At 63.7% G+C, this 22,425-nt stretch carries 18 protein-coding genes and 1 tRNA gene; 8 read left to right on the top strand and 11 right to left on the bottom strand.

Annotated elements, in window-relative coordinates; genetic code table 11:
* The first annotated feature begins 180 nt into the window (after window positions 1-180).
* A complete protein-coding gene (locus tag KF719_RS06825) occupies window positions 181-1,062 on the top strand; it encodes a diacylglycerol kinase family protein (RefSeq protein ID WP_293507966.1) in 882 nt (293 codons plus the stop codon).
* On the opposite strand, the gene KF719_RS06820 is transcribed toward KF719_RS06825, so the two are convergent.
* The 3 genes from KF719_RS06820 to KF719_RS06810 all read right to left on the bottom strand — a co-directional run bounded on the left by KF719_RS06820 (window position 1,059) and on the right by KF719_RS06810 (window position 4,982).
* On the bottom strand, window positions 1,059-2,648 hold the full coding sequence (locus tag KF719_RS06820) for an FMN-binding glutamate synthase family protein (RefSeq protein ID WP_293507965.1): 1,590 nt from the start codon (window positions 2,646-2,648) through the stop codon (window positions 1,059-1,061). The genes KF719_RS06825 and KF719_RS06820 overlap by 4 nt on opposite strands.
* A gap of 40 nt (window positions 2,649-2,688) precedes the next feature.
* Window positions 2,689-3,615, bottom strand: coding sequence for a transglycosylase SLT domain-containing protein (locus KF719_RS06815; protein ID WP_293507964.1), 927 nt, complete (start codon window positions 3,613-3,615; stop codon window positions 2,689-2,691).
* Window positions 3,616-4,031: 416 nt separating this feature from the next.
* Complete coding sequence (locus KF719_RS06810; RefSeq protein WP_293507963.1) at window positions 4,032-4,982, bottom strand: N-formylglutamate amidohydrolase; 951 nt, start codon at window positions 4,980-4,982, stop codon at window positions 4,032-4,034.
* Window positions 4,983-5,251: 269 nt separating this feature from the next.
* Here KF719_RS06810 and cpdR point away from each other — a divergent pair, with 269 nt between their 5' ends.
* The 4 genes from cpdR to KF719_RS06790 all read left to right on the top strand — a co-directional run bounded on the left by cpdR (window position 5,252) and on the right by KF719_RS06790 (window position 10,214).
* The gene (gene cpdR / locus KF719_RS06805) at window positions 5,252-5,614 is read left to right on the top strand and encodes a cell cycle two-component system response regulator CpdR (protein ID WP_293507962.1); all 363 of its coding nucleotides are present in this window, start codon (window positions 5,252-5,254) and stop codon (window positions 5,612-5,614) included.
* Between the two features lie 132 nt (window positions 5,615-5,746).
* Window positions 5,747-5,821 (top strand) — tRNA-Val (locus KF719_RS06800).
* A gap of 185 nt (window positions 5,822-6,006) precedes the next feature.
* Window positions 6,007-7,128, top strand: a complete 1,122-nt coding sequence (locus tag KF719_RS06795; RefSeq protein ID WP_293507961.1) for an efflux RND transporter periplasmic adaptor subunit — start codon at window positions 6,007-6,009, stop codon at window positions 7,126-7,128.
* 11 nt (window positions 7,129-7,139) lie between these two features.
* Window positions 7,140-10,214 (top strand): efflux RND transporter permease subunit, encoded by a 3,075-nt coding sequence (locus KF719_RS06790; RefSeq protein ID WP_293507960.1) that lies wholly within the window; start codon window positions 7,140-7,142, stop codon window positions 10,212-10,214.
* Window positions 10,215-10,461: 247 nt separating this feature from the next.
* On the opposite strand, the gene KF719_RS06785 is transcribed toward KF719_RS06790, so the two are convergent.
* The 4 genes from KF719_RS06785 to KF719_RS06770 form a co-directional block, all read right to left on the bottom strand.
* Window positions 10,462-11,541 carry a radical SAM/SPASM domain-containing protein gene (locus KF719_RS06785; protein WP_293507959.1) on the bottom strand — a complete coding sequence of 360 codons (1,080 nt, stop codon included), beginning with the start codon at window positions 11,539-11,541 and terminating at the stop codon, window positions 10,462-10,464.
* 91 nt (window positions 11,542-11,632) lie between these two features.
* Window positions 11,633-12,478 (bottom strand): TauD/TfdA family dioxygenase, encoded by an 846-nt coding sequence (locus KF719_RS06780; protein WP_293507958.1) that lies wholly within the window; start codon window positions 12,476-12,478, stop codon window positions 11,633-11,635.
* A gap of 22 nt (window positions 12,479-12,500) precedes the next feature.
* On the bottom strand, window positions 12,501-13,109 hold the full coding sequence (locus KF719_RS06775) for a glutathione S-transferase family protein (RefSeq protein ID WP_293507957.1): 609 nt from the start codon (window positions 13,107-13,109) through the stop codon (window positions 12,501-12,503).
* Window positions 13,110-13,208: 99 nt separating this feature from the next.
* Complete coding sequence (locus KF719_RS06770; protein ID WP_293507956.1) at window positions 13,209-15,548, bottom strand: MMPL family transporter; 2,340 nt, start codon at window positions 15,546-15,548, stop codon at window positions 13,209-13,211.
* Between the two features lie 158 nt (window positions 15,549-15,706).
* Here KF719_RS06770 and KF719_RS06765 point away from each other — a divergent pair, with 158 nt between their 5' ends.
* Window positions 15,707-17,089: a DUF1329 domain-containing protein gene (locus KF719_RS06765; protein ID WP_293507955.1), complete on the top strand. Its 1,383-nt coding sequence runs from the start codon at window positions 15,707-15,709 to the stop codon at window positions 17,087-17,089.
* A 47-nt stretch (window positions 17,090-17,136) separates the two neighbouring features.
* Here KF719_RS06765 and KF719_RS06760 read toward each other — a convergent pair whose 3' ends face one another.
* Genes KF719_RS06760 through KF719_RS06750 form a run of 3 tightly spaced genes read right to left on the bottom strand, consistent with a single transcriptional unit; the run spans window position 17,137 to window position 19,400 of the window.
* The gene (locus tag KF719_RS06760; RefSeq protein WP_293507954.1) at window positions 17,137-17,823 is read right to left on the bottom strand and encodes a VOC family protein; all 687 of its coding nucleotides are present in this window, start codon (window positions 17,821-17,823) and stop codon (window positions 17,137-17,139) included.
* A gap of 16 nt (window positions 17,824-17,839) precedes the next feature.
* Complete coding sequence (locus tag KF719_RS06755; RefSeq protein WP_293507953.1) at window positions 17,840-18,982, bottom strand: thiolase; 1,143 nt, start codon at window positions 18,980-18,982, stop codon at window positions 17,840-17,842.
* A 4-nt stretch (window positions 18,983-18,986) separates the two neighbouring features.
* On the bottom strand, window positions 18,987-19,400 hold the full coding sequence (locus tag KF719_RS06750; RefSeq protein ID WP_293507952.1) for an OB-fold domain-containing protein: 414 nt from the start codon (window positions 19,398-19,400) through the stop codon (window positions 18,987-18,989).
* 134 nt (window positions 19,401-19,534) lie between these two features.
* Here KF719_RS06750 and KF719_RS06745 point away from each other — a divergent pair, with 134 nt between their 5' ends.
* Window positions 19,535-19,843: a hypothetical protein gene (locus KF719_RS06745; protein WP_293507951.1), complete on the top strand. Its 309-nt coding sequence runs from the start codon at window positions 19,535-19,537 to the stop codon at window positions 19,841-19,843.
* 2 nt (window positions 19,844-19,845) lie between these two features.
* On the opposite strand, the gene KF719_RS06740 is transcribed toward KF719_RS06745, so the two are convergent.
* Entirely contained in the window at window positions 19,846-20,517 is a 672-nt protein-coding gene (locus KF719_RS06740) for a nitroreductase (protein ID WP_293507950.1), read from the bottom strand.
* A 121-nt stretch (window positions 20,518-20,638) separates the two neighbouring features.
* Between KF719_RS06740 and KF719_RS06735 the strand changes: the two genes are divergently transcribed.
* Window positions 20,639-22,423 (top strand): arylsulfatase, encoded by a 1,785-nt coding sequence (locus KF719_RS06735; protein ID WP_293507949.1) that lies wholly within the window; start codon window positions 20,639-20,641, stop codon window positions 22,421-22,423.
* Window positions 22,424-22,425 lie beyond the last annotated feature (2 nt).

Below are 22,425 nucleotides of genomic sequence, written 5' to 3'. Positions count from 1 at the left end.
TTGTACTCATCTCGCGTCGGTCGTTTTACTTATCCCCGGCTGGCCGTCTCGCTTGAGCCGATCAATCTGGCTATAAGCGAATCGTCCGGTTCCGTTCGCCGCGAATATGGGTGCGCCGCAACAAGGATTTGTGACAGTTTTTTGACAGTTTTGTGACAGTGACCCCCCGGGAACCGCGATTTGGCCCTCCGCCGCAACTTCCACATTATCGTCAATCCGGCCGCCGGACGTCGCAATCGCACCTTGCTCGATCGCGTTGTTGAGCGGCTTCGCGCCAGCGGTTCGGACGTCACGGTGGAGCTGACGCAAGCGGCCGGGCATGCGACGGCGCTTGCGCGCGCGGCGGCGCGGCGCGGCGAAGCGGATGTGATCGTCGCGGCCGGCGGCGACGGCACCATCAACGAGGTGGCGCGCGGTCTTCTGGGGCAGGGCGTGCCGCTCGGCATTCTGCCGCTCGGCACGGCGAATGTGCTGGCCGTCGAGATCGGCCTTCGTCCGCGCGCGGAGGAGATTTCATCGATGCTGCTTGGCGGTCCGGCGGAGCTCATCGGCACGGGGCTGGTCGATGGCGAGATTTTCCTGCTGATGGCGGGTATCGGTTTCGATGGCGTCGTGGTTCACGGCATCGACCCGCGCCTGAAACGCCTGTGGGGCAAGGGCGCCTTCGTCTGGTCCGGCCTCAAGGCATGGGCGGCGGGCCCCGGCCGCGACATCCGGCTCGTCGCCGACGGGCGCGAGAAACGCGCCGCCTGGGCGATCGTCACCAATGCGCGCAACTATGCGGGTCCGTTCATTCTCGCACCCGACCAGAACATCACGCAGCCGGGCCTGACGCTTTTTCTGCTGCATGACGCAAGCCGCTTCGGCTTTGTCCGCTTTCTCGTCGCGCTGGCGCTTGGCCGTGTCGGGAAGCTGCGCAGCGTCGAAGTGTTGCCGGTTCGGCGTGTCGATGTGACGAACCCGGCGGGCCTTGAGGTTGAAGTCGACGGCGACGCGCGCGGCCACCTGCCGCAATCGATCGAGCAGGGCACGCAGTTTTTGCGGCTGGTGGTTCCGGCCTAGGCGGCGTCGGCGCCGAAGCGCGGGCGGCCGATGCCGTTGCGCGAGGGGAGGGCGGCCGTGTCGGCCCAGCGGCCATAATAGTCCTTGAGCGATACCGACACGCCGTCCGGTCCCATGATGCGTGCATGTTCGCGGTTGAGGCGGCGCGGTTCGGTGACGCCGCAGGAATGCGCAATCACGCAGACTTCCTGCGTCACGCGCTCCGCATAGCGGCGCACGCGTTCGCCCTTGTCGGTGACGTCGAGACCGCGCTGCAGGCGTTTGTTGTGCGTCGTGATGCCGGTCGGGCAGGTGTTCTTGTTGCACTGGAGCGCCTGGATACAACCGAGCGAGAACATGAAGCCGCGCGCCGAGCAGACGAAATCGGCGCCGACGCAGAGCGCCCATGCGACTTCGGCCGGTGTGATCAGCTTGCCGCTCGCCGTCACGCGGATGCGCGATTTCAGCTTGTGGCGCTCCAGCGTGTCGCAAAGTACCGGCAGGCTTTCCCAGATCGGCAGGCCGACATAATCGATCAGCGGCATCGGCGCCGCGCCCGTGCCGCCGTCGGCGCTGTCGAGCGAAATGAAGTCGGGTGCGTTCTCGATGCCGCGGCGGTTGATCTCGGCGCAGAGGTCGTCGAGCCAGTCATAGGCGCCGAGCACCAGCTTGAATCCGGTCGGCTTGCCCGTCACCTCACGCACGTGAGAAACGAAGTCGAGCAGCTCGCCGATGCTGTCGATTTCGGGGTGGCGATTGGGGCTGATCGAATCGTGACCGGCGGGAATGCCGCGAATGGCGGCGATTTCCGGCGTCACCTTCGAGCCGGGCAGGATGCCGCCCTTGCCGGGCTTGGCGCCCTGGCTCAGCTTGATTTCGAACATGCGGATCTGTTCGTGTGCGGCGAGCGCCGCAAGTTTCTCGTCCGACAAGCCACCATCGTCGTCGCGACAACCGTATTTCGCGGTGCCGATCTGGAAGACGATGTCGGCGCCGCCTTCGAGATGGAAGGGCGATAGGCCGCCTTCGCCGGTGTTGAGCCAGATGCCGGCCATGCGCGCGCCTTTCGACAGCGCCAGCACGGCGGGTTTTGAAATCGCGCCGTAGCTCATGCCGGAAATGTTGTAGATCGAAGAGGTACGGAAGGGCTTGCGCGCATAGGGCCCGACTTCGATCAACGCGGTGTCGGCGGCATTGCGGTCGAGCGTCGGGAAAGGGCAGTTGGCGAAAGTGACGGTGCCGGCGGGGCGGAGGTCGCGCGTCGAGCCGAAGGCGACCGTCGTGTCGACGCCCTTTGCCGCGCGATAGACCCAGGCACGCTGGGCGCGGTTGAAGGGCAGCTCTTCGCGATCCATCGCAAAGAAATACTGCCGGAAATATTCGCCGAGCGTTTCGAAGAGATAGCGGAAGCGGCCGATCACCGGATAGTTGCGGCGCACCGCGTGCTTTGTCTGGGTGCTGTCGATGATGAAGAGGACGGCGATGGCAATGACGCCGCAGCCGATGCCGACGATGAAAAGCGCCGACATGATGTCGACGATCTGCCAGATGACGGAATCGTTCAGAAGGTCCGCCAGACTCTTCATCGCATCGCCGAACGCGCCCATCGCCCCTTGCCCCCGAATGTCCGATTGCCCCCGCCCGATATCAGGCGCCGGGTATGTCCGCCTCTGCGACGCGTGTCGGTATGTCGGCCATCACGGGATCGAGCACGCGCGGCAGTTCGCGCTGCGTCGTGTCGCTCGCGACTTCGAAATCTCCGTCGGCAATCGAAAGACGCAGTCCGACGGCGGCGACCGCCGCTTCGCGCACGTTCCGGCCCGTGCCCGCGTCGAGCACTTTCGGCGCCGGGCGCACAATGCTTGCCGTGGCGATTGGCTCGGCCATGCGGGCTTCGATTTCGCGTGAGGGACCGATCGCCGGTTTCAGTTCGCCCGATATGTCGATCCGCGGTTCGGGCCGAAGGGGTGTGACGTAGGCTGCATTGGCGATGCGGTTGCGTTCGTTCTCCCAGATGCGGATCACGCGGGCGAAGTAGCGGCCGCCATGCGCTCTGGTTTGCGAGTGGTAGAACGCGACGGCCTTGGGCCAATTTCCGGTTTGCGCGTGAAGACGCTTCAGGAAGTCGGCGCCATAGGCGACGTTGGTCATCGGATCGAAGCCGTCTTCGAGGCTTGCGAAGGCATCGGGGTGATAGCGCAGGTTGACCTGCATGCAGCCGATGTCGATGGAGCGCATGCCGCCGTCGAGAAGACGCTGCGTCGTACGCACGGCTTCTTCCTTGGTCTTGAAATAATAGCCGCGGCCTTCGGCATTGATGGTCCACGGCCAGGGACGCGACTGCCGCGTCGCCGGATCGGCACGGCCCGATTCGGCAAGCGAGACCGCGGCCAGCAGCGCGCGCGGCATTCCGCTCTCGATTTCGTGGTAACGCGTTGCCTGCTCGCAGAGCGCGGCCGGATCGGACGCGGCATAGTCGCCGTTCGCCTTTGCGGCGCTCGCCGGCTGAAACGAAATCGAAAGCGCCACCGCGCCAGCGATGCCGAAGAGCCCGAAATTGAAAAGGCGCGCCATAGCGGCCATCCGTCCCACCCCTTGCCATAGGGCCGCAAGACCGGCAGGTCCGGCGGCGTTTCACCGGTCATCATGGGACAAGGGGCGTTAAGGAACGTTTGCGATGCCGCGCGGCGCATGTGAGCGCCAGGTTCGGGCCAATCTCGCTGCGCTGCACCCATTCCGGCCGACGGCTAGAAAAGACGCGAAGTGCCATTATTTTTGGCAGATTTCGGCGCATTTTTGGGCGAAGATTTTTTGCTTTGGCCCTTGATTTGTGTGCGCTGCAATGTCATCTTGTGCATTGCGGCATCGGTTGAGGTTTCTCCCGCTGTCGCAGCCCTTCCTGGGCGTTTCCTCCCTAAACTTGGGCCCTGGTTCGCCAGGGCCCCTTTTTTTGTCCGGGAGGCTGCGGGCGGCGGTCGTCGCGAACCGTCTCAGAAGGCGGCGCCGCGCGCGCCGGGCGTCAGGGCCGACCAGTCCCAGGCCGCCAGTTCGTCGATGAAGGCGGTCATGTCGGCCTGCATTTTTTCCAGGCCCGGCGTCGGCTCCAGGCGCGCCTCGTCCATGTAGAGGGCGCGGTTGACCTCGATCTGCAAGGCATGAAGACCCCGTCGCGGGCGCCCGTAATGCTCGGTGTTGAAGCCGCCGGCATAGGGGTTGTTGCGCACGACGCTGTAGCCGAGTTGCCGCAATATCCGCTCCGCCTCGGCCGTGATGGCGCCGGCGCAGGAGGTGCCGTAGCGGTCGCCCAGCACGATGTCGGGGCGGTCGGCGCCGTTGTCGTCGTCGGTCGGGCCGCCGACGGACGGCATCGAATGGCAATCGATCAGGATCGCGCAGCCGAAGCTTTTCAACGTGTCTTCGAGCAATCCCTTCAGCGCATCGTGGAAGGGCATGTAGAGGCGGCGAATGCGTTCTTCCGCTTCCGCATAGGAGAGCGGCTCCCGGTAAATCTCGGTCGCATCCGAGACCACGCGGGCAATGGTGCCGAGGCCGCCGGCGACACGCAGCGAGCGCGTGTTCACATGCGGCGGCAGGGGCTCAGCGAACATCGAGGGGTCGAGTTCGTAGGGTTCGCGATTCGCATCGAGATAGGCCCGCGGGAACAAGGCATGCAGCAACGGTGCGCCGAGGCCGACGGCGCCGGCAAAGAGCGCCTCGACAAAACTGTCTTCGCTGCGGCGGAGCGTCAGCGCATCGAGATTGGAGGCGGCGACAAAGGACGCCGGATAGTGCCGCCCGCTATGGGGGGAACTGAACACAAAGGGGATCCGCTGACGTGACGGGCTTTCGACGATGACCGGCTGCGCAAACAGTCCAGCCTCCGTCGTGTCCGGCCCTTGTGCGGCCGGCGTGGCGATCGTGTTTGCGGGGGCCAGGTCCATTTGCAGAAAAGCCGAAATGCCTGTTTTACCGTTGCGGATGGCGGGTGCCGGAGGCGCCGCCGGGCAAGCATAGCATGACCCTCCCGCCGAGAGCGACCCGCGGGGCCGGGCGGGCAAATTGTGCCAGGCGGCGAATATGAGGGGCTGGAGTTCACATCCTGTTTACTATTGGAATCCTAAAGTGGCACCCGTGGGGTGAGGGGCTGGCCGCAGGCTGTGCGTCCGCTTTCGCCATGAAGGGTATCAAGGGACGGATCGGGCACGGGGCCATGGCACGCATTCTCCTCGCTGAAGACGACGAATCCATGCGCCGGTTTCTGGCCAAGGCGCTGGAAAATGCCGGCCATGAAGTCGTGTCCTATGGACAGGGCGACGAGGCCCATCGGCGCCTCAAGAACGATGTTTTCGACATTCTGCTGACCGACATCGTGATGCCCGAAATGGACGGCATCGAGCTTGCCCGGCTGGCCGCGGAACTCGACCCGACACTCAAGATCATGTTCATCACCGGCTTTGCAGCCGTCGCGCTCAATCCCGAAGTGGCGGCACCCAAAGACGCCAAGGTGCTTTCCAAGCCCTTCCACCTGCGCGACCTCGTGGCCGAAGTCGAACGGCTGATGGTCGCCGCCTGAGCGGTCCGGCGCTGGCTGCCGCGCCCGCGTTTCCGGCTTGTCTTTAAAGGGTATCCTCGTTATAGGAACGGCCTTCGGCGCCGTTCGGCGCCGGCCCGCCGGCACCCGCTGCCGGCGACTGGAAATGGCAATGGGCGTGTAGCTCAGCGGGAGAGCACTTCGTTGACATCGAAGGGGTCACAGGTTCAATCCCTGTCACGCCCACCATTGCCGCTACCGCCCGCCGACCGCGCCTATATTGTGGGCGATGCTGGCAAATTGCCATTTTCCTGCCCGTCCAAATGACCTATTCCAGAATGCCCCGAGCGGGCGTGTCGACAGGCGCGGCCGGCGTCTTCCGCGCCTGCCGACACGGTCGCGGTCTGCGGTACGATTTCAACAAGCGATAGTTCATGCAGTTACCGAAACAGCTTTCCCTGAAACAGCATTCGCCCCGCACCATCGTCATCGGCGTTCTGGCCGTGCTGGGCGTTTTGCTGGCGCTGCTGTTCCTCTACCGTCTCTATGACCGTTTTGCGGGGCAGCAGCAGGGCGGGTTTCCGCCGGCGGTCGTCGAGGTCGTCGAGGCGCGCCACGCGCCTGTCGAGATTCGCGTGTCTGCGCTCGGAACGTTGCAGGCCGACCAGTCGATCGTGGTGACGCCCGAGATCGCCGGCATCGTCACCAGCATCGACTTCACCGACGGGCAGCGGATCGAGGAAGGCGAGGTTGTGCTCCGGCTCAACGACGACGATCTGAAGGCGCGGCTGGCGCAGGCCGAGGCGCGGCTGACGCTGACCCGCGCCAATTATCAGCGTGCGGAACAACTTGTCCGCCAGGGTTCGGGAACGGCGCGGGCGCGCGACGAAGCGCTCAACGACTTCAAGTCGGCGGAAGCCGAACTCGCGGCCGCGCAGACGGCGCTCGACAAGGCGACGATCAAGGCGCCGTTTGCAGGCATCGTCGGTTTGCGCCAGGTCAGCCTCGGGCAATATCTCACGGCCGGAGAGCCGATTGCGACGCTTGCCGATGTCGACAATCTGCGGATCGACTTCCGCGTTTCCGAAGTTTTCCTGACGCGCATTCGAAAGGGGCAGAAGGTCGACATCGCCTTCGATGCGCTGCCCGGCCAGACATTTGAAGGCGTCATCAGCGCCGTCGATCCGGTGGTCAGCATCGAGGGCCGCGCGCTCAGCGTTCGCGCATTGCTGGCGAACGAGGGCGGCGAATTGCGGCCCGGACTTTTCGGACGCGTCAACATCGTGACCGAAACACGGGATTCCATTCTCGTGCCTGAGTCCGCCATCGTCACCGACCAGACCGGAAACAAGGCCGTCTTCGTCGTCGTCGACGGACACGCCGCCATCCGCCGCGTGGAAACGGGCGACCGGCAACCGGGACAGGTCGAGCTTGTGTCGGGCATCGAACCGGGCGAGGCGGTGATCATTGCGGGCCAGCTAAAAATCCAGGACGGCGCACCTGTCGAACCGTTGTTGACGCACGAAGACCGGCCTGTTGCCGATCCGGCCGGTTAGCGGGGCCGTCGATGCATATTTCCGAACTGTTCATTCGCCGCCCGGTTTTCGCAACCGTCGTCAGTCTGATCCTGATGCTGCTCGGCATCGTTTCCTACGACCGGTTGTCGGTGCGCGAATATCCGGAAATCGACGAACCGGTCGTCACCGTGACCACGGTTTATCGCGGCGCCAGCGCGGCGGTTGTCGAGCGCGAAGTTACGCAGGCGCTCGAGGATTCGATGGCCGGCATCGAAGGCATCGAGGTGCTGTCGTCGGCGAGCCGTCCGGAAGAGAGCCAGGTGACGGCGCGCTTCACGCTGACGACCGACCCGGATGTCGCGGCGAGCGATGTGCGCGACCGTGTCGGCCGCGCGCGCGGGTTGCTGCCGGACGATGTGAATGAACCGATCATCGCCAAGGTCGAGGCCGACGCACAGCCGATCATGTATATCGCCTTCAAGAGCGATCGCATGGACTCGCTCGAGATCACCGATTATCTGGATCGGATCGTCAGCGACAGATTGCAGAACCAGCCCGGCGTCGCGCAGGTCAGTATTTTCGGTGGCCGCGAATATTCGATGCGAATCTGGGTCGACCGGGCGCGGCTCGCCGCCTACAACCTCACGGTGCAGGACGTCGAGAATGCCGTCCGTGCACAGAACGCCGAAATTCCGTCCGGCCGCATCGAGAGTTTCGACCGCGAATTCACGGTGCTGGCCAAGACGGCGCTGCAAACGCCGGAAGAGTTTGAAAACATCGTCGTCAAGGAGACGGACGGTTTTCAGGTCCGGCTCGCGCAGGTGGCGCGGGTGGAAGTTGCCGCCGCCGACGTCCGGCGGTCGGCGACCTATAACGGCGAGACGTCGATCTCGCTCGGCGTCGTCAAGCAGGCGACGGCCAATCCGCTGGAGGTTGCCGCGGCGGTGCGCCAGACGCTCGACGATCTGGCGCCGACGCTGCCGGAAGGCATGGGTTCGTTTGTCGGCTACGACACCTCGGTGTTCATCGCCGAATCCATTCGTTCGGTCTATGAGACAATTCTCGAAGCCATCGTGCTTGTCGTACTGGTGATCTTCGTCTTTTTGCGAACGGTGCGTGCGTCCTTCATTCCCGTCGTCACCATTCCGATCGCGCTGATCACCAGTTTTGCGATCATGCTGCTGTTCGGTTTCAGCATCAACACGCTGACGCTGCTGGCGATGGTGCTGGCGATCGGCCTCGTCGTCGACGACGCCATCGTGATGCTCGAAAACATCTATCGTCATATCGAGATGGGAAAGACGCCCTTCCAGGCGGCCATCGACGGGTCGCGCGAGATCACCTTCGCCGTCATCGCCATGACGCTGACGCTTGTTGCCGTCTATGCGCCTGTCAGTTTCGCGGAAGGGCGCACGGGCAAACTCTTTCTGGAGTTCGCGCTGACGCTGGCAGGCGCCGTTTTCGTGTCCGGGTTCGTGGCGCTGACGCTGACGCCGATGCTCTGTTCGAAGCTCTTGCGGCATGAGACGAACCAGGGCCGAATACAGCGCTGGCTCGGCGACAAGCTCGACGAACTCGATGCCGGCTACAAGAAAGTGCTGCGGCGGGCGCTCGCGCGGCAACGCGCCGTGGTGGCGGTTGCCGCGATCGTCGCGGTGTCGTGCGCCGGTTTCATGCTGCTGCTGCAGCGTGAGCTGGCGCCGCTTGAAGATCGCGGCACGTTGCTGGTCGTCGGGCAGGCGCCGCAAGGCGCGACGCTTGAGTTTTCGGCGCGCTATGCAAAGCAGATTCAGCAGGTCTATATCGATATTCCCGAAGTCGCCGGCTATCTCGTCGTTTCGGGTTTTCCGCAGATCACCGATCTCGTGTCGTTCTCGCGCCTTATTCACTGGAGCGAACGCAGCCGCTCGCAGCGGGAGATCGTCAACGAAATGCAGCCGAAGCTCAGCCGCATTCCCGGCATCCTCGCTTTCGCAATCAATCCGCCGTCGCTCGGACAGAGCGGGCGTTCGCTGCCGGTTGAGTATGTGGTGCAGGCATCGGGCACGTATGAAGACCTGGACCGGTATGTGAACCTGATGATGAACGAGATCCGCCGGAACCCCGGCTTCGTCAATCCGGACACCAACCTCAAGCTGCAGAAGCCGCAACTCGACATCGCGGTCAATCGCGACAAGGTTGTCGATGCGGGCATCGACGTGTCGACGGTCGGGCGGACGCTCGAAACGCTGCTCGGCGGACGAAAGGTCACGCGCTACGAACAAGGCGGCAAGCAATACGATGTGATCGTGCAGGTTGCCGACGACGAGCGGCGGACGCCGAACGATATCAGCAATATCTATGTGCGCGGCGGGCAGGGCGAAATGGTCCAGCTCTCCAATCTGATATCGGTGACCGAAACGGTTGCGCCCAACGCGCTCAATCGTTTCAACCAGCTTCGCGCCGCGACGATCTCGGCAAACCTCGCGCCCGGATATTCGATGGGCGAGGCGTTGGATTTTCTCGACGAGCTGGCGCTCCGGGTGTTGCCCGCGACGGCGCAGACCGATGTCGACGGGCAGCTTCGCGAATTCGTCAAGTCGTCGAACACCATTCTCATCACTTTCTTCCTGGCGCTGATCTTCATCTATCTCGTGCTTGCGGCGCAGTTTGAAAGTTTTCTCGATCCGCTGGTCATTCTGATCAGCGTGCCGCTGTCGATTGCCGGTGCGTTGCTGCTGTTGTTCCTGACGGGCACGACGCTCAACATCTACAGTCAGGTCGGATTGATTACGCTTGTCGGCCTGATCAGCAAGCACGGGATTCTGATCGTCGAATTCTCCAACCAGCTTCGCGAACGCGGCAGTTCCGTATACGAAGCGGTGGTGGAAGCGTCGGGCCTGCGGCTGCGTCCGATCCTGATGACGACGGGGGCGATGGTGCTGGGTGCGATGCCGCTGGCGCTGGCGAGCGGCGCGGGCGCGGAGAGCCGGCGGTCGATCGGTCTGGTGATTGTGGGCGGCATCAGTTTCGGCACGGTTCTGACGCTGTTCGTCGTGCCGACGGTCTATTTGATCCTCGCCGGCTGGCAGGAGCGGAGGGTCGCGGCGAAGGCCGGACGGGACATCCACGCACCGGCGGAATAAGGCCCCGGAATTTTTATCCGTGTACAGATCGGATGGACAAAAAGGAGGCTGAAAACGCCCCTTCTGTCATCGATCTGTCAAAAAACTGTCACGAACAGCTTTCGGGGCGACTTCTCCCGCAACTTATCCCGCAATCGGCGCCGAATTTCGTGCTCTCCAGCGTGCTTTCAAAAGTGCTCAAAAAACATTCTGCTTTTTGTTCGCAAGTACATGAGGGGACTGTTGCGGCGCGACGAAGCAAAAAAACTTATCCCCGCATGTTTGCGGTTGCCGGTGAATTTTTCAGGGCCCTCAACCGCCGCTCGCGCAGGTCGCGAATGACCGGTCCGAGTTTCTCCTCATGGAAGCGGTCGCAGCCGATGCAGAGATTTGCGTAAGGCGCACCTTGCGGCGTCGTCGTGTGCGAGGCGGTGAAAAAATCGTCGGCGCTCCATCCGAGGCTCTCGCCCATGTGAAGCGGGTCGCCGGCATTCAGTGCTTCGAAGACCGGATGACCTTTCAGGCTGTCGAGAATGTCGACGAGGCGTTCCTCGGTCAGATTGCCGATCGGCAGTTTTGTCTTGAGACAGCAGGGAAAGACGTCGCCGTTCGGCTCGATGGCGACTTCGGCACCGGCGTACCCATGATTCAGAAAGTTTTTCGCACCCGACCAGCGCGAACAGAAATTGGTTTCCATCGTCGCCTTCGACAAACCGTTTTCCCAGGCGCGGCCGCGCGGCCACAGTTCGGCGATCCATTGCCCCGGCTGGGCGCCGAAGAAGAGGTAGAAGGGACCATCTTCCAGCAGATGGTCGCGGCCGGTCGCGGGATCGGGCACCGGGCCGAAGCCCGCCGCCTCGAACATCGTTTTCAGATTTTCCATGAAGGGCAGGCGCTTCTCGCCTTCCATGCCGACGTGATAATCGTCCATGCTGGCGACGGCGATCATCCAGACGCCGCGCTCGCGCAACTCATCGAGCATGCGCGGGGTGACGATGTCGCCGGTCGTCTGCATGCTGATGCGGACGCCGCGCGGCCCGTATTTTTCGCGGATGGCGTCGAGCGCCGGATAGAGCAGCGTTTCGCGCACGGGGTCGATCAGCAGTTCGCCGCCGGCCAGGATGAGGCGGCCGATGCGTTCGGACGGCGAACCGTCGGCGCCGGGCTTTGCGGGATCGCGATAGATCATGCTGTCGGGCAGGTTGGCAACGATGCGGCGGTAATTGTCGACACCTTCGCCGACGACCGCTTTCAACCCGTCGCGCACATAGGGGCGGAAGCGGGTGTCGTAGCAATGCCGGCATTTGCGGTGGCAGGCATAGGTGAGGACGTAATAGACGGATTCCATGACAGCTCGCGCGGCTCCTGTTCGACGCGGGCGAGCATAGCCCGGGCTGCCGATGACGGCGCATCACAAGCGCGCGAGGGATCGAACCGCTCTAGAACGGGCGGTCGCCGTCGACCGTCACGCGCTCCATGTGGCGGCGGTGGCCGTGATAGTCGTTGAGCGCGAAATGCTGGGCGGCGCGGTTGTCCCAGAAGGCGATGGCGTCTTTCGTCCAGCGGAAGCGGCAGGTGAAGGGTTCCTGCGTGCAGTGTTCGAAAAGGAAGTTCAGCAGCGGGCGGCTTTCGCGGCGGGTCATGCCGACGAATTTCTCGGTGAAGGCCGGATTGACATAGAGCGCCTTGCGGCCGGTTTCGGGATGGGTGCGGACGACGGGATGTTCGTAGGACGGCGTGTCGTCGCCGGCGGTCGATACTTCCATGCCCTTGCGCTTCTGCGCCGAGTGGCCCCGTTCGCTGTATTCGCCTTTCGCCGTGTTGACGGCTTTCAGGCCGTCCAGCATTTTCTTCATGCCGTCCGACAGGGTTTCATAGGCGAGATACTGGTTCGCCCAGAGCGTGTCGCCGCCATAAGGCGGGACTTCGCGCGCATAAAGGATCGAGCCGAGGGCCGGTTCTTCCAGAAACGACATGTCGGAATGCCAGCCGCCGCCGAAATTGATGCGGTCCTCCGGCTCCTTGACGATCTGCATGATTTCCGGATGACCGTCCATGCCTTTCACGTAGGGATGGATGTTCAGCGTGCCGAAGCGGCGGCCGAAGGCCTTGTGCTGTTCATGCGTGATGTGCTGGTCGCGGAAGAAGATCACCACATGATCGAGAAAGGCCTGATGGATGTCGTCGAAGGTCTCGTTGGAGAGGTCCTTCGAGAGATCGACACCCTCGATCTCGGCGCCCAGCGCGCCGGAGATCGGTTTCACGCCGATTGTCTTGTAGGCCATGCGATGATCCTCCCGTTCGCGATCAGGCGGTTGCCTTCTGGAAACCGGGCCGTGCGGAAAGCCGCGCGAAATAGGCGTTTACGTTCTTCAAGTCGTCGCTCAGCAGCCCGAAGAGCTTGCAGAGCAGCAGGTCGTAGCCGAGCATGATGTCGGCGGCGGTGAATTCCGATCCGCAGATGTAATCCTTGCCGGCCAGTTCCTTTTCGAGAATCCCAAGCATCCTTTGCGCGCTCTCGACGGCCTCGGCCGCGACCTGCGGGATGCGCTTGTCTTCGGGGCGGATGAAGGAATGCTGCGCGATGTTGCCGATCGGCCCCATCATGGTCGCCTCGGCGAAATGGAACCAGTGGAGATAGCGGCCGCGGCCGGCGCTGCCGGGCTTCGGTTCGAGGCCGCCCGCGCCGTGCTTTTCCATGAGGTACTGAAGAATGGCGCCGGACTCGTTCAGCACCAGGCCGTCATCGTCGATGGCCGGCACCTTGCCGAGCGGATGCACGGCCAGGTATTCCTGCGATTGCAGCACATCCGGTGCGAATTTCAGCACCTTGGTTTCGTAGGGAATGCCGAGCTCCTCGCAGAGCCAGACGACGCGCACCGAGCGCGTATTTTTCGCGTGATAGATTTTCAGCATGACGTCTCCCGATGGCGCTTCTGGTGGCGCCGTTTGAATTGCCTTGGCGGCAGTCTAGCGAAAGGGGCGGCGGGCGCAAAATCCCTTGCGGGCGCGGCCTCAGCGCGGGCCGCGGAGGCGGGGGAAGAGGCGTTCCAGCGTTGTGGCGAAGGCGGGGAGGAAGACGATGGCGGCGATCATGTTGGCGAGGAACATGAAGGACAGGAGGATGCCCATGTCGGCCTGAAGCTTGAGGCCCGAAAAGGCCCAGGTCGAGACGCCGACCGACAGCGTGAGGCCGGTGAAGATGACGGCGACGCCGATCTGCTTCATGGCCAGCGGATAGGCCTCGCCGATGGGCATGCCTTCGTCGAGAAAGAGTTGCAGCCGGCTGTAGATGTAGAAGGCGTAGTCGACGCCGATGCCGGTGGCGAGCACCAGTACGGGAAGCGTCGAGACCTTGAGGCCGATGCCGAGCGCGGTCATCAGCCAGTAGCCGAGGAAGGTCGCCATCAGGAGCGGCATGCAGCAGCAGATGATGGCGCGCCAGTCGCGATAGGCGAAATAAACCAGCGCCACAATGACCGCATAGACCCAGGCCAGCATCGGCATTTCGTTGGCTTCGATCACGTCGTTGGTCGCGGCCATGACGCCGATGCCGCCCATGCCGAGGCGGAAATTGATATCCGTGCGCGCCAGCGCGTCCGGGTCGGTCGAGCGGAATTCGACGACGGCGCCGATCACGCGCTCGATGGTGTCGGCCTTGTGGTCGTCGAGATAGACGATGACCGGCAGGATTGTGCAGGCTTCGTTCAGGAGGCCGCTTGAGGGCTCGTAGAGCGAGGTCGTCTGGATCAGGTCGCGTTCGGCGCGGGGAAGCGCGATCCATTTGAGGTTGCCCTCGCGCCAGATTGCCGCTGTTTCGCGCGCCGAGCCCGCCAGCGACTGCACCGAATTGACGCCCTCGACATTGCGCATCACCCAGGCGAAGCGGTCGAGAAGGCGCATGGTCGGATAATGGATGCAGGCATCCGCCGGCGTTTCGACGACGACGATCAGCGCGTCGGCCGAAATCGAGAAGCGCTCGACGATGTCGGCGATGTCGCGGTTGTAGCGCGAGGAGGGCCAGAGTTCGGAGAAGCCTTCCGTCAGGTCGCCGATATGGCGGTTGCGCGTTTCCGAGACGGCGGCGGTGAGAAGCACCGCAAAGACCAGCAGCGCAAGGGTGGCGGGCACGGGCCGGGCGATGGCGCCGACCATGCCCATGACGCGTTCGCGCGAGGCGCGCAGGCGCGTGTAGGTTTCGGCGAAGCCGGGGCGGACCGGCATGTAGGTGGCCAGCAGCGGCAGCATGATGAGGTTGGTGACAATTTTCAGCGCGACGCCGAGCGCCGCCATGACCGCGAGGTCCTGGATCACTTCAATGGGGATCAGGTAGAGCGTGCCGAAGCCGACGAGATCGGTGACGAGCGCCAGCGAACCCGGCACCAGCAGGCGGCGGAAGGTGGTGCGTGCCGCCTCGTCGGCGGATTTGCCGTCGCTGAGCTCGGAGGCGATCAGGTTGATCTGCTGGACGCCATGGCTGACGCCGATTGCATAGACCAGGAACGGCACCAGCACCGCCAGCGGATCGAGGCCGCGGTCCATCATGTGCAGCAACCCGAACTGCCAGACCACCGAAACCAGCGAGCAGAAGACCGCGAGGAAGGTCAGTTGCGCCGAGCGCGAATAGACGAAGACGGCGAGCGTGGTAAGCACGAAGGCGAGGATGAAGAAGACGATGACGTCGCTGGCGCCGTCGGCGATGTCGCCGACGAATTTGGCGAAGCCGACGATCTGTATTTCGACATCGGCGTCTTCGTAGCGGTCGCGGACCTGGGTTTCGAGACGTTCGGCGAGATCGAGATAGTCGAGCTTCTCGCGCGTCAGTGGATCGACTTCCTGTAGTTCTGCGATGACCAGCGCGGCGCGGTGGTCGTTGGAAATCAGGAAGCCCTTGTGCTTGCCGTTGAGTGCGCGGTCGCGGATCGTCTCGATGTCGGCGTCGGCGATGTTGCCGGCGGTGACGCCGCCGGGGATCACCGGATAGGCGTTGATGCCATCCTCGGTGTTTTCGGTCACGCGGGTCGTCGTCGACCAGAGCGAGCGGACGGTGGAGCGGCGGACGCCGGGCAGGAAGGTGACTTCCTCGGCGACCTCATGCAGCCGCCTCAGGAAGGCGGCATTCCAGATCGTGCCGTCGCGCGACTTGACGGCGACCAGCACCAGATTGGCGCCGGGCACTTCGTTTTCATATTCGAGGAAGGTCTGGACGTATTCGTGCTCGGTCGGCACCTGCTTCAGGAATCCGGCCTCCATGCGGAGCTGGAACGCATAATAGCCGGTAAGTACGGTAAAGGCGGCCAGTAGAAGCAGGATCGGCGCCCTTGCCGCGAACACAATGTACTCAACGAATTTCACGCCGAACTCCCCCCGCGCTGCGCTTTATCGCGCAGCGTCATTCTCCTCCAGCCGTCCTGCCCCATCACCTTACGTTGCCTGTCGCCAAAAAAGGTGGCCTCTGCCCGCCTTTTGGGTCAGGATTAGTAAAACGATATTACCATTGGGGGGGAATTTCGATGCGTTTGTCAAAGTCAATCTGGGCTGCCGCCGCCATTTGTACCGTGCTGGCGGGCCCGGCCTTGGCCGGTGTGCCGGAGGCGCAGGCCGAACGCCTGGGGCGCGACCTGACGCCGCTTGGCGGCGAAAGGGCCGGCAATGCCGACGGATCGATCCCGGCATGGGATGGCGGGATCGCCAAGGTTCCGGCCGGCATCGGCTATACGGGCGGCCATTATCCCGACCCCTTTGCGGGCGACGCCGCGCTGCTCACCATCGACAAATCGAACATGGGCGCGCATGAGGCGGCGCTGACGGCCGGCCAGCGGGCGATGCTCGAAACCTATCCGGGCTACAAGCTCAACATCTATCCGTCGCGGCGGAGCTGCGCGCAGCCTGAAGACATCTATGCGGCGACGCGGGCAAACGCCGTGTCGGGCCGGCTGGCCGGCGAGGGCGACAGCCTTTCGGGCGTGTTGAAAGGCATTCCGTTCGCCGTGCCGTCGAATGCCTATGAGATCGTCTGGAACCACAATCTGCGCTATCGCGGCTACAAGGTGCGCCGGACCTTCGTGTCGGCGGCGCCGACGCGCGAGGGCAATTTCACGCCGGTCAAGGTGCGCGACGAACTGGTGTTCGACTATTCCTCGCCGCAGGTTTCTTCCTTCGATCAGCTCAACAACACCTCGTTCCGCTATCTGCAGGAAACGATCGCGCCGGCGCGCCGCGCAGGCCAGCTTCTGCTGGTGCATGAAGTCGTCGATCCGTCCAAGGGCGGCCGGCGCTCCTGGCAATACACGGTCGGTCTCAGCAATTCGACGCCGCGCGTGCAGCGCACCAGCGCGATTGCCTATGACACGCCGCAGATATATTCCGACGCGATGTCGACGGCCGACAGTTTCGATGTGTTCAGCGGGCCGCTCGACCGCTTCGACTGGACCGTGCGCGGCCGCGAGGAGCGCTACATCGCCTATAATTCCTACAAGCTGAGCTCGCCGTCGCTCACCTATGGCGAGATCATCAAGCCCGGCCATCTCGACCAGGAGCTGGTGCGCTACGAGAAGCATCGCGTATGGGCCGTGGAAGCGAAGCTGAAAGCCAACCAGCGGCATATCTATCAGCGCCGCGTCGCCTATTTCGACGAGGACGGCTACAACATGGCGGCCGGCGAACTCTACGACGCGCGCGGCGGCTTGTGGCGCGTGCAGGAGGCGCATCTGATCCAGTATTACGACGTCCCGACCTGCTTCAATGCGTCGGATGTCGTCTACGATCTGGCCGAAGGGCGCTATGTGGTCCAGAACCTCAAGAACGAGGAAGACGGGATCGACTTCAACGCTTCCGACATCAGCGAAAACACTTTCCTGCCGGAAGAAATGCGCCGCCGTATCGTCAGGCGGTAAGCGGGCTCAGTCCAGCGCGCCTGTCAGGGAGGCGCGCACCTTTGAAATTATTCCAGCGCGCCGACAAGTGAGGCGCGCTGGGACATCTCGATCCAGTTGCCGTCGGGATCGCGCAGGAAGGAAATGCGCGCCACCTTGCCGAGCGTTTGCGGGGCACGGCCTTCCGTGCCGCCGCGGGCGAGGATGGCGGCGTGTTCCGCGTCGACATTGCGGATCTGGATGGTGATGTAGCGGAAGCCCTTGCCTTCGAGCGAAGCGCCGTCATGTGCGTCCGGCGCTTCGTCGAACAGGATGACGCTGTCGCCGCAGAAAAAACTGTCGCCGCCGCGTTCGGGAACGTCGGGCAGGCCGAGCGCGCCCGCGAAGAAGCGCCGGTGCGCGGCCGCGTTGCGCACGGCGAGGCGGATGCCGATGCGCTCGATGCCGTGGGCGCCTGGCGGCACCAGCGTCACGCGGTTTCCGTCGGGATCGGTCAGGCGCTTCGGCCCGAGCAGGCCGTCGCGCGCGATCAGCAATTCGCGATAGCCCGAGGGTGCCACGGCCGGCAGCGCATTTCGCGCGTGATTGATCTTCAGGACCGAGCCCAGAAGTTCGTGGCGGTGCTGCTGCATGCCGCCGCCGAGCGGCAGAAGATGGTCGAAGGGAAGACCTACCTCGTTCTGCCAGAAATCCAGCATCGGCTCGAGATTTGTCGTGAAGAGGCCGATGTCGATGCGTGGTTTCGCGAGGTCCATCGGCCTCTCCTTTTCGTCAGGGCGCTTCGTTGGAGAAGACGATGGTGCCCGACGCCGCGAACATGCCGCCGACGCCGTGGGCGATCGAGATTTTCGCGTTCGGCACCTGGGCCGGCGCGATGCCCCGCATCTGGCGCACGCTTTCCTGCAGCGCATACATGCCATACATGCCCGAATGCATGTAGGAAAGGCCGCCGCCATTGGTGTTCAAGGGCAGCCGGCCGCCGGGCCGCGTGTGGCCGTCGCGGATGAAGGCGGCGCCTTCGCCTTTTTCGCAGAAGCCGAGATCCTCGAGGCCGTAGACGGGGAGATGCGCGAAGGCATCGTAGATCATCAGGTGGTCGACATCGGCGTGCTTGATGCCGGCTTCGTCGAAGGCCTTCTTGCCGGAGACGCGGAAGGCCTTTGAACTCGTGAAGTCTTCCATCTGGCTGATCATCGGCGTTTCGCAGCTTTCGCCGGTGCCGAGGATGTAGACCGGCTTTTGCGGGAAGTCCTTCGCGCGTTCGGCGCTGGTGAGAATGAGCGCGCCGCCGCCATCGGTGACAAGGCAGCACATCAGCATGCGGAAGGGCCAGGCGATCATCTTCGAGTTCAGCACGTCGTCGACGGTGATCGGGTCGCGGAAGGAGGCGCGCGGGTTCATCGCGGCCCATTCGCGCTGGACGACCGCGACATGGGCGAGGTCTTCCTCGGTCACGCCGTATTGCTTCATATAGCGCAGCGCCGGGATCGTGAACATGGTCGGCGGGCTGGTGATGCCGAAGGGCACTTCGAACTGGCCGGACTGGCTTGCCGGGTCGCGGGAGAAGCGCCGCGCGCCGACGCGGGAGCGGCCGGACTCGGCATGCGTGATCAACACCGTGTTGCAGAGGCCTTCGTTGATCGCGGCCGCCGCGTGGCGGACATGCAGCATGAAGGAACAGCCGCCGACGCTGGTGCCGTCCACCCATGTCGGCGTGATGCCGAGGTAATGCGCGACCTCGACCGGGCTGTCGCCGGCGGTGGCGATGCCGTCGATGTCCTTTGCGGTAAGGCCCGCATCCTTCATCGCGTTCAGCGCCGCGTCGGCATGCAGCATCAGTTGCGAGGTGTCGGGGATTTTTCCCATTTCGGTCGTTTCGGCGGCGCCGACGACGGCGATTGTTTTCTGTTTCATCGTCTTAGCCTTTCGCAGGACGGAATTTCGGCAGGCTGATTTCGTCGCTCGCCTTTTCGAAGGTCACTTCGAGGGGCATGTCGAGGGCGAGCGCTTCCGGCGTCTGCGGACAATCGACGATGTTGGTCATCATGCGCGGGCCCTCGGCCAGCGTGACGACGGCGATCGAATGCGGCTCGGTGCCGAAGTCGGGGCGCGGACGATGATTGATGATGTAGGAGTAGAGCGTCGCCTTGCCGCTGGCCTTGTAGACTTCCACGGCGCGCGAACCGCAGGCGGGGCAGAAGGGGCGGGGCGGGAAGTAGCTTTCCTTGCAGGCCGTGCAGCGCTGCAGCCGCAGTTCGCCGTTTTGTGTGCCCTCCCAGAAATGCCGCGTTTCGGGCGTCGGCAGGGGCAGCGGGCGATTGTAGTCCGCCATGAAACTCTCCCTCTTGTGCGTGGATTCGATTTCGGTGGCGGCGAGGATAGCGGCGCGCCGGGTTTTGGCAAAGCGGCGGAATTCCTTGGCTTTTCCTTGTTGATTCCGCGACGTCAGGGCCTATATGTTTCATTATGAAACAGATTTTGGGGATGTTGTTCGCGGCGCTGATCGCGGGTCTTGCCGGCCCGGCGATGGCGGGCGAACGCATCCAGTGGATCGATCCCTGGGCCGGCGATGAACTGGCCGGCGGCGAAGCGGCGGACGGGCGGATCGACATTACCGGTCAGGTGCAGACCTTCGGTTTTTCGGGCGGCGTCGAGCGGCGCTTCATCTTCATTCCGGCATCGGCGGGCTTTGCGCCCGGACATGCGATGCCGGCCGGTCAGCGCGCCGTCACCGGCGAGAGTGTGCGCCCGTTCCGCCCGCAGCCGCGTTTCTGATTTCACTCGAAGCCGTGAAAGGTCGCGAAGCTTGTCAGCGGTTCGCGCTCGGAGACCAGCGTGTTGACGGGCTGCGTTTGGTCGGCATAGCCGAGCGACATGCCGCAGACGATGTATTCGTCGTCGGGGACGTTCAGCACGCGGCGCGTGACGCTCCAGAAATTGTTCCAGGCGCCTTGCGAGCAGGTGTCGAGGCCGCGGGCTTTCGCGGCCAGCATGATCGACTGCATGAAGATGCCGATGTCGAGGAAGCTCATCGCATCGAGATCCTTGTCGATGGTGAAGATCAGCCCCACCGGCGCATCGAAGAAGCGGTAGTTGCGGCCCCATTGGGCCCAGTTGGCCGCCTGGTCGCCTTTCGGAATGCCGATCAGGCCGTACATTTCCTTGCCGAGCGTGCGCATGCGCGTCGTGTAGGGCTCCTTGCGCTTCGAGGTGCGGGGGAATTCGGCGCCCTTGTCGGCGGGGTCCGTGTCGCGGTGGGCCAGCACTTCGGCTTCGAGGCGGCGGCGCGTTTCGCCCGCCACCACATGAACTTTCCAGGGCTGGATATTGGTGCCGGACGGCGAAAACCGCGCCAGTTCGAGGATTTCGGTCACCAGCGAGAGCGGCACGGGATCGGCTTTGAAGGCGCGCACGGATTTGCGCGCCTTGATCGCTTCGTCGACTTGCATGAAGGTCGCTCCGGGAAGGGTGATTTCGATGGGCGGAGTGGTAGCACAAGGGGTTGCCGGGCGCGACGGGGCCGGTATATTGGCATATATAATGTCATAATAAGGCGGCGGGGCTGTTCGAATGAGCGCGTTTCGGATCATCAAGACGGCGCTGGTGCTGTGGCTCGCCGCGCTGCTGCCCGTGCAGGCGCAGGAGGCGCGGCCGAATATCGTCGTCATCCTCGCCGACGATGCCGGCTTCAGCGATTTCGGCGCCTATGGCAGCGAGATTGCGACGCCCCATATCGACGCGCTGGCGGCGAAGGGCACGCTCTTTTCCAATTTCCACGCCTCGCCGATCTGCGCGCCGTCGCGCGCCATGCTGATGACCGGCGTCGACAGCCATCTGGCGGGGATCGGCAATCTGCCGGAATCGGCGCCGCTCGAACATCGCGGACAGCCCGGCTATATCGGACAACTCGCCGACGATGTCGTCACCGTCGCGAGCCGCCTCGGCGCCGCCGGCTACCGGACGACGATGGCCGGCAAATGGCATCTCGGGCATGGCGAGGGGGCGCATCCGGGCGCGCGCGGCTTCGACCGTTCCTTTGCGCTTGAAGCCTCGGGCGCCGACAACTGGGAAAAGAAATCCTATCTGCCGATTTACGACGATGCGCCGTGGTATGAGGACGGCAAGCCGGCCGACCTGCCGGAAGATTTCTATTCTTCGGAATTCATCGTCGACAAGACGATCGAATATCTGGAAGAGAGCCGGGACGAAGGACGTCCGTTCTTTTCCTATGTGGCCTTCATGGCCGTTCACATTCCGGTGCAGGCGCCGCGCGAATTCATCGAGAAATATGAAGGCGTCTACGACGAAGGCTGGGATGCGCTGCGTGAGGCGCGCTTTCGCGCCGTCATCGAGCGCGGGCTGCTGCCGGCCGATATGGAACTTGGGCCGATGCCGGCGGGCCTGCGCGACTGGGCGGCGCGCAGCGACGACGAGAAGCGGATGCTCGCGAAAAGCATGGCCGTCAACGCGGCGATGCTCGAAGCGATGGATTTTCATGTCGGCCGGTTGATCGATTATCTGAAAGAGACCGGGCAATACGACAACACCGTCTTCATCGTGCTGTCGGATAACGGGCCCGAGGCCGGCGATCCGCTGGCGACGCCGGGTTTCCGGCAATGGCTGTGGTGGAACAATTATCGCCGCGACCTGGAGACGCTGGGCGAAAAGGGTTCCTATGCGTTTATCGGACCGGAATTCGCGAGTGCGGCGGCGTCGCCCGGCGCTTTCTTCAAGATGCAGGCGGGCGAGGGCGGCTTGCGCGTGCCGCTGATTTTCGCCGGGCGCGGCGTCGCGCGCGCGCGGACGACGGACGCTTTCAGCTACATCACCGACATCGTACCGACCATTCTCGACATGGCGGGCGTCGCGGCGACGGACGAGTTCGCGGGCGTGGCCGTGCAGCCGATGACCGGACGTTCGCTGATGCCGTTGCTCGGCGGCGGCGCAACGCGGGTGCGCGACGAAACGGATGCGGTCGGCATCGAGGCGGCGGGCAATGCGGCGCTTTTCCGCGGCGACTACAAACTTACGCGCAACGCGCCGCCCTATGGCGACATGCAGTGGTATCTCTACAACCTCGCGCGCGATCCCGGCGAGACGCGGGATCTCGCCGCCGCCGAGCCCGAACGCTTCGCCGAGATGATGGCGGAATACGACGCCTATGCGGCGCGTGTCGGCGTGCTGGAAGTGCCGGAGGGCTACGACCAGACGGCGCAGCTCACGATCAACCGCGTGCACGACCAGGTGCGGGCAAACTGGCCCGGATTGACGATCCTCGCGTTGTTGGTGCTCGGGGGCGCCTATTGGGCGTGTGTCCGTCTCAGTCCGCGCGCGTGGCGGGCCTTGCACGGATAGGC

Source organism: Parvibaculum sp. (assembly GCF_019635935.1).
Taxonomy (GTDB): Bacteria; Pseudomonadota; Alphaproteobacteria; order Parvibaculales; family Parvibaculaceae; genus Parvibaculum.
This window is presented reverse-complemented; position numbering and strand designations above follow the sequence as displayed.

Coding starts and splice junctions, on each gene's coding strand:
- KF719_RS06820 (WP_293507965.1), bottom strand. CDS start 2,648: ATGGGCGCGTTCGGCGATGCGATGAAGAGTCTGGCGGACCTTCTGAAC.
- KF719_RS06815 (WP_293507964.1), bottom strand. CDS start 3,615: ATGGCGCGCCTTTTCAATTTCGGGCTCTTCGGCATCGCTGGCGCGGTG.
- KF719_RS06810 (WP_293507963.1), bottom strand. CDS start 4,982: ATGGACCTGGCCCCCGCAAACACGATCGCCACGCCGGCCGCACAAGGG.
- cpdR (WP_293507962.1), top strand. CDS start 5,252: ATGGCACGCATTCTCCTCGCTGAAGACGACGAATCCATGCGCCGGTTT.
- KF719_RS06795 (WP_293507961.1), top strand. CDS start 6,007: ATGCAGTTACCGAAACAGCTTTCCCTGAAACAGCATTCGCCCCGCACC.
- KF719_RS06790 (WP_293507960.1), top strand. CDS start 7,140: ATGCATATTTCCGAACTGTTCATTCGCCGCCCGGTTTTCGCAACCGTC.
- KF719_RS06785 (WP_293507959.1), bottom strand. CDS start 11,541: ATGGAATCCGTCTATTACGTCCTCACCTATGCCTGCCACCGCAAATGC.
- KF719_RS06780 (WP_293507958.1), bottom strand. CDS start 12,478: ATGGCCTACAAGACAATCGGCGTGAAACCGATCTCCGGCGCGCTGGGC.
- KF719_RS06775 (WP_293507957.1), bottom strand. CDS start 13,109: ATGCTGAAAATCTATCACGCGAAAAATACGCGCTCGGTGCGCGTCGTC.
- KF719_RS06765 (WP_293507955.1), top strand. CDS start 15,707: ATGCGTTTGTCAAAGTCAATCTGGGCTGCCGCCGCCATTTGTACCGTG.
- KF719_RS06760 (WP_293507954.1), bottom strand. CDS start 17,823: ATGGACCTCGCGAAACCACGCATCGACATCGGCCTCTTCACGACAAAT.
- KF719_RS06755 (WP_293507953.1), bottom strand. CDS start 18,982: ATGAAACAGAAAACAATCGCCGTCGTCGGCGCCGCCGAAACGACCGAA.
- KF719_RS06750 (WP_293507952.1), bottom strand. CDS start 19,400: ATGGCGGACTACAATCGCCCGCTGCCCCTGCCGACGCCCGAAACGCGG.
- KF719_RS06745 (WP_293507951.1), top strand. CDS start 19,535: ATGAAACAGATTTTGGGGATGTTGTTCGCGGCGCTGATCGCGGGTCTT.
- KF719_RS06740 (WP_293507950.1), bottom strand. CDS start 20,517: ATGCAAGTCGACGAAGCGATCAAGGCGCGCAAATCCGTGCGCGCCTTC.
- KF719_RS06735 (WP_293507949.1), top strand. CDS start 20,639: ATGAGCGCGTTTCGGATCATCAAGACGGCGCTGGTGCTGTGGCTCGCC.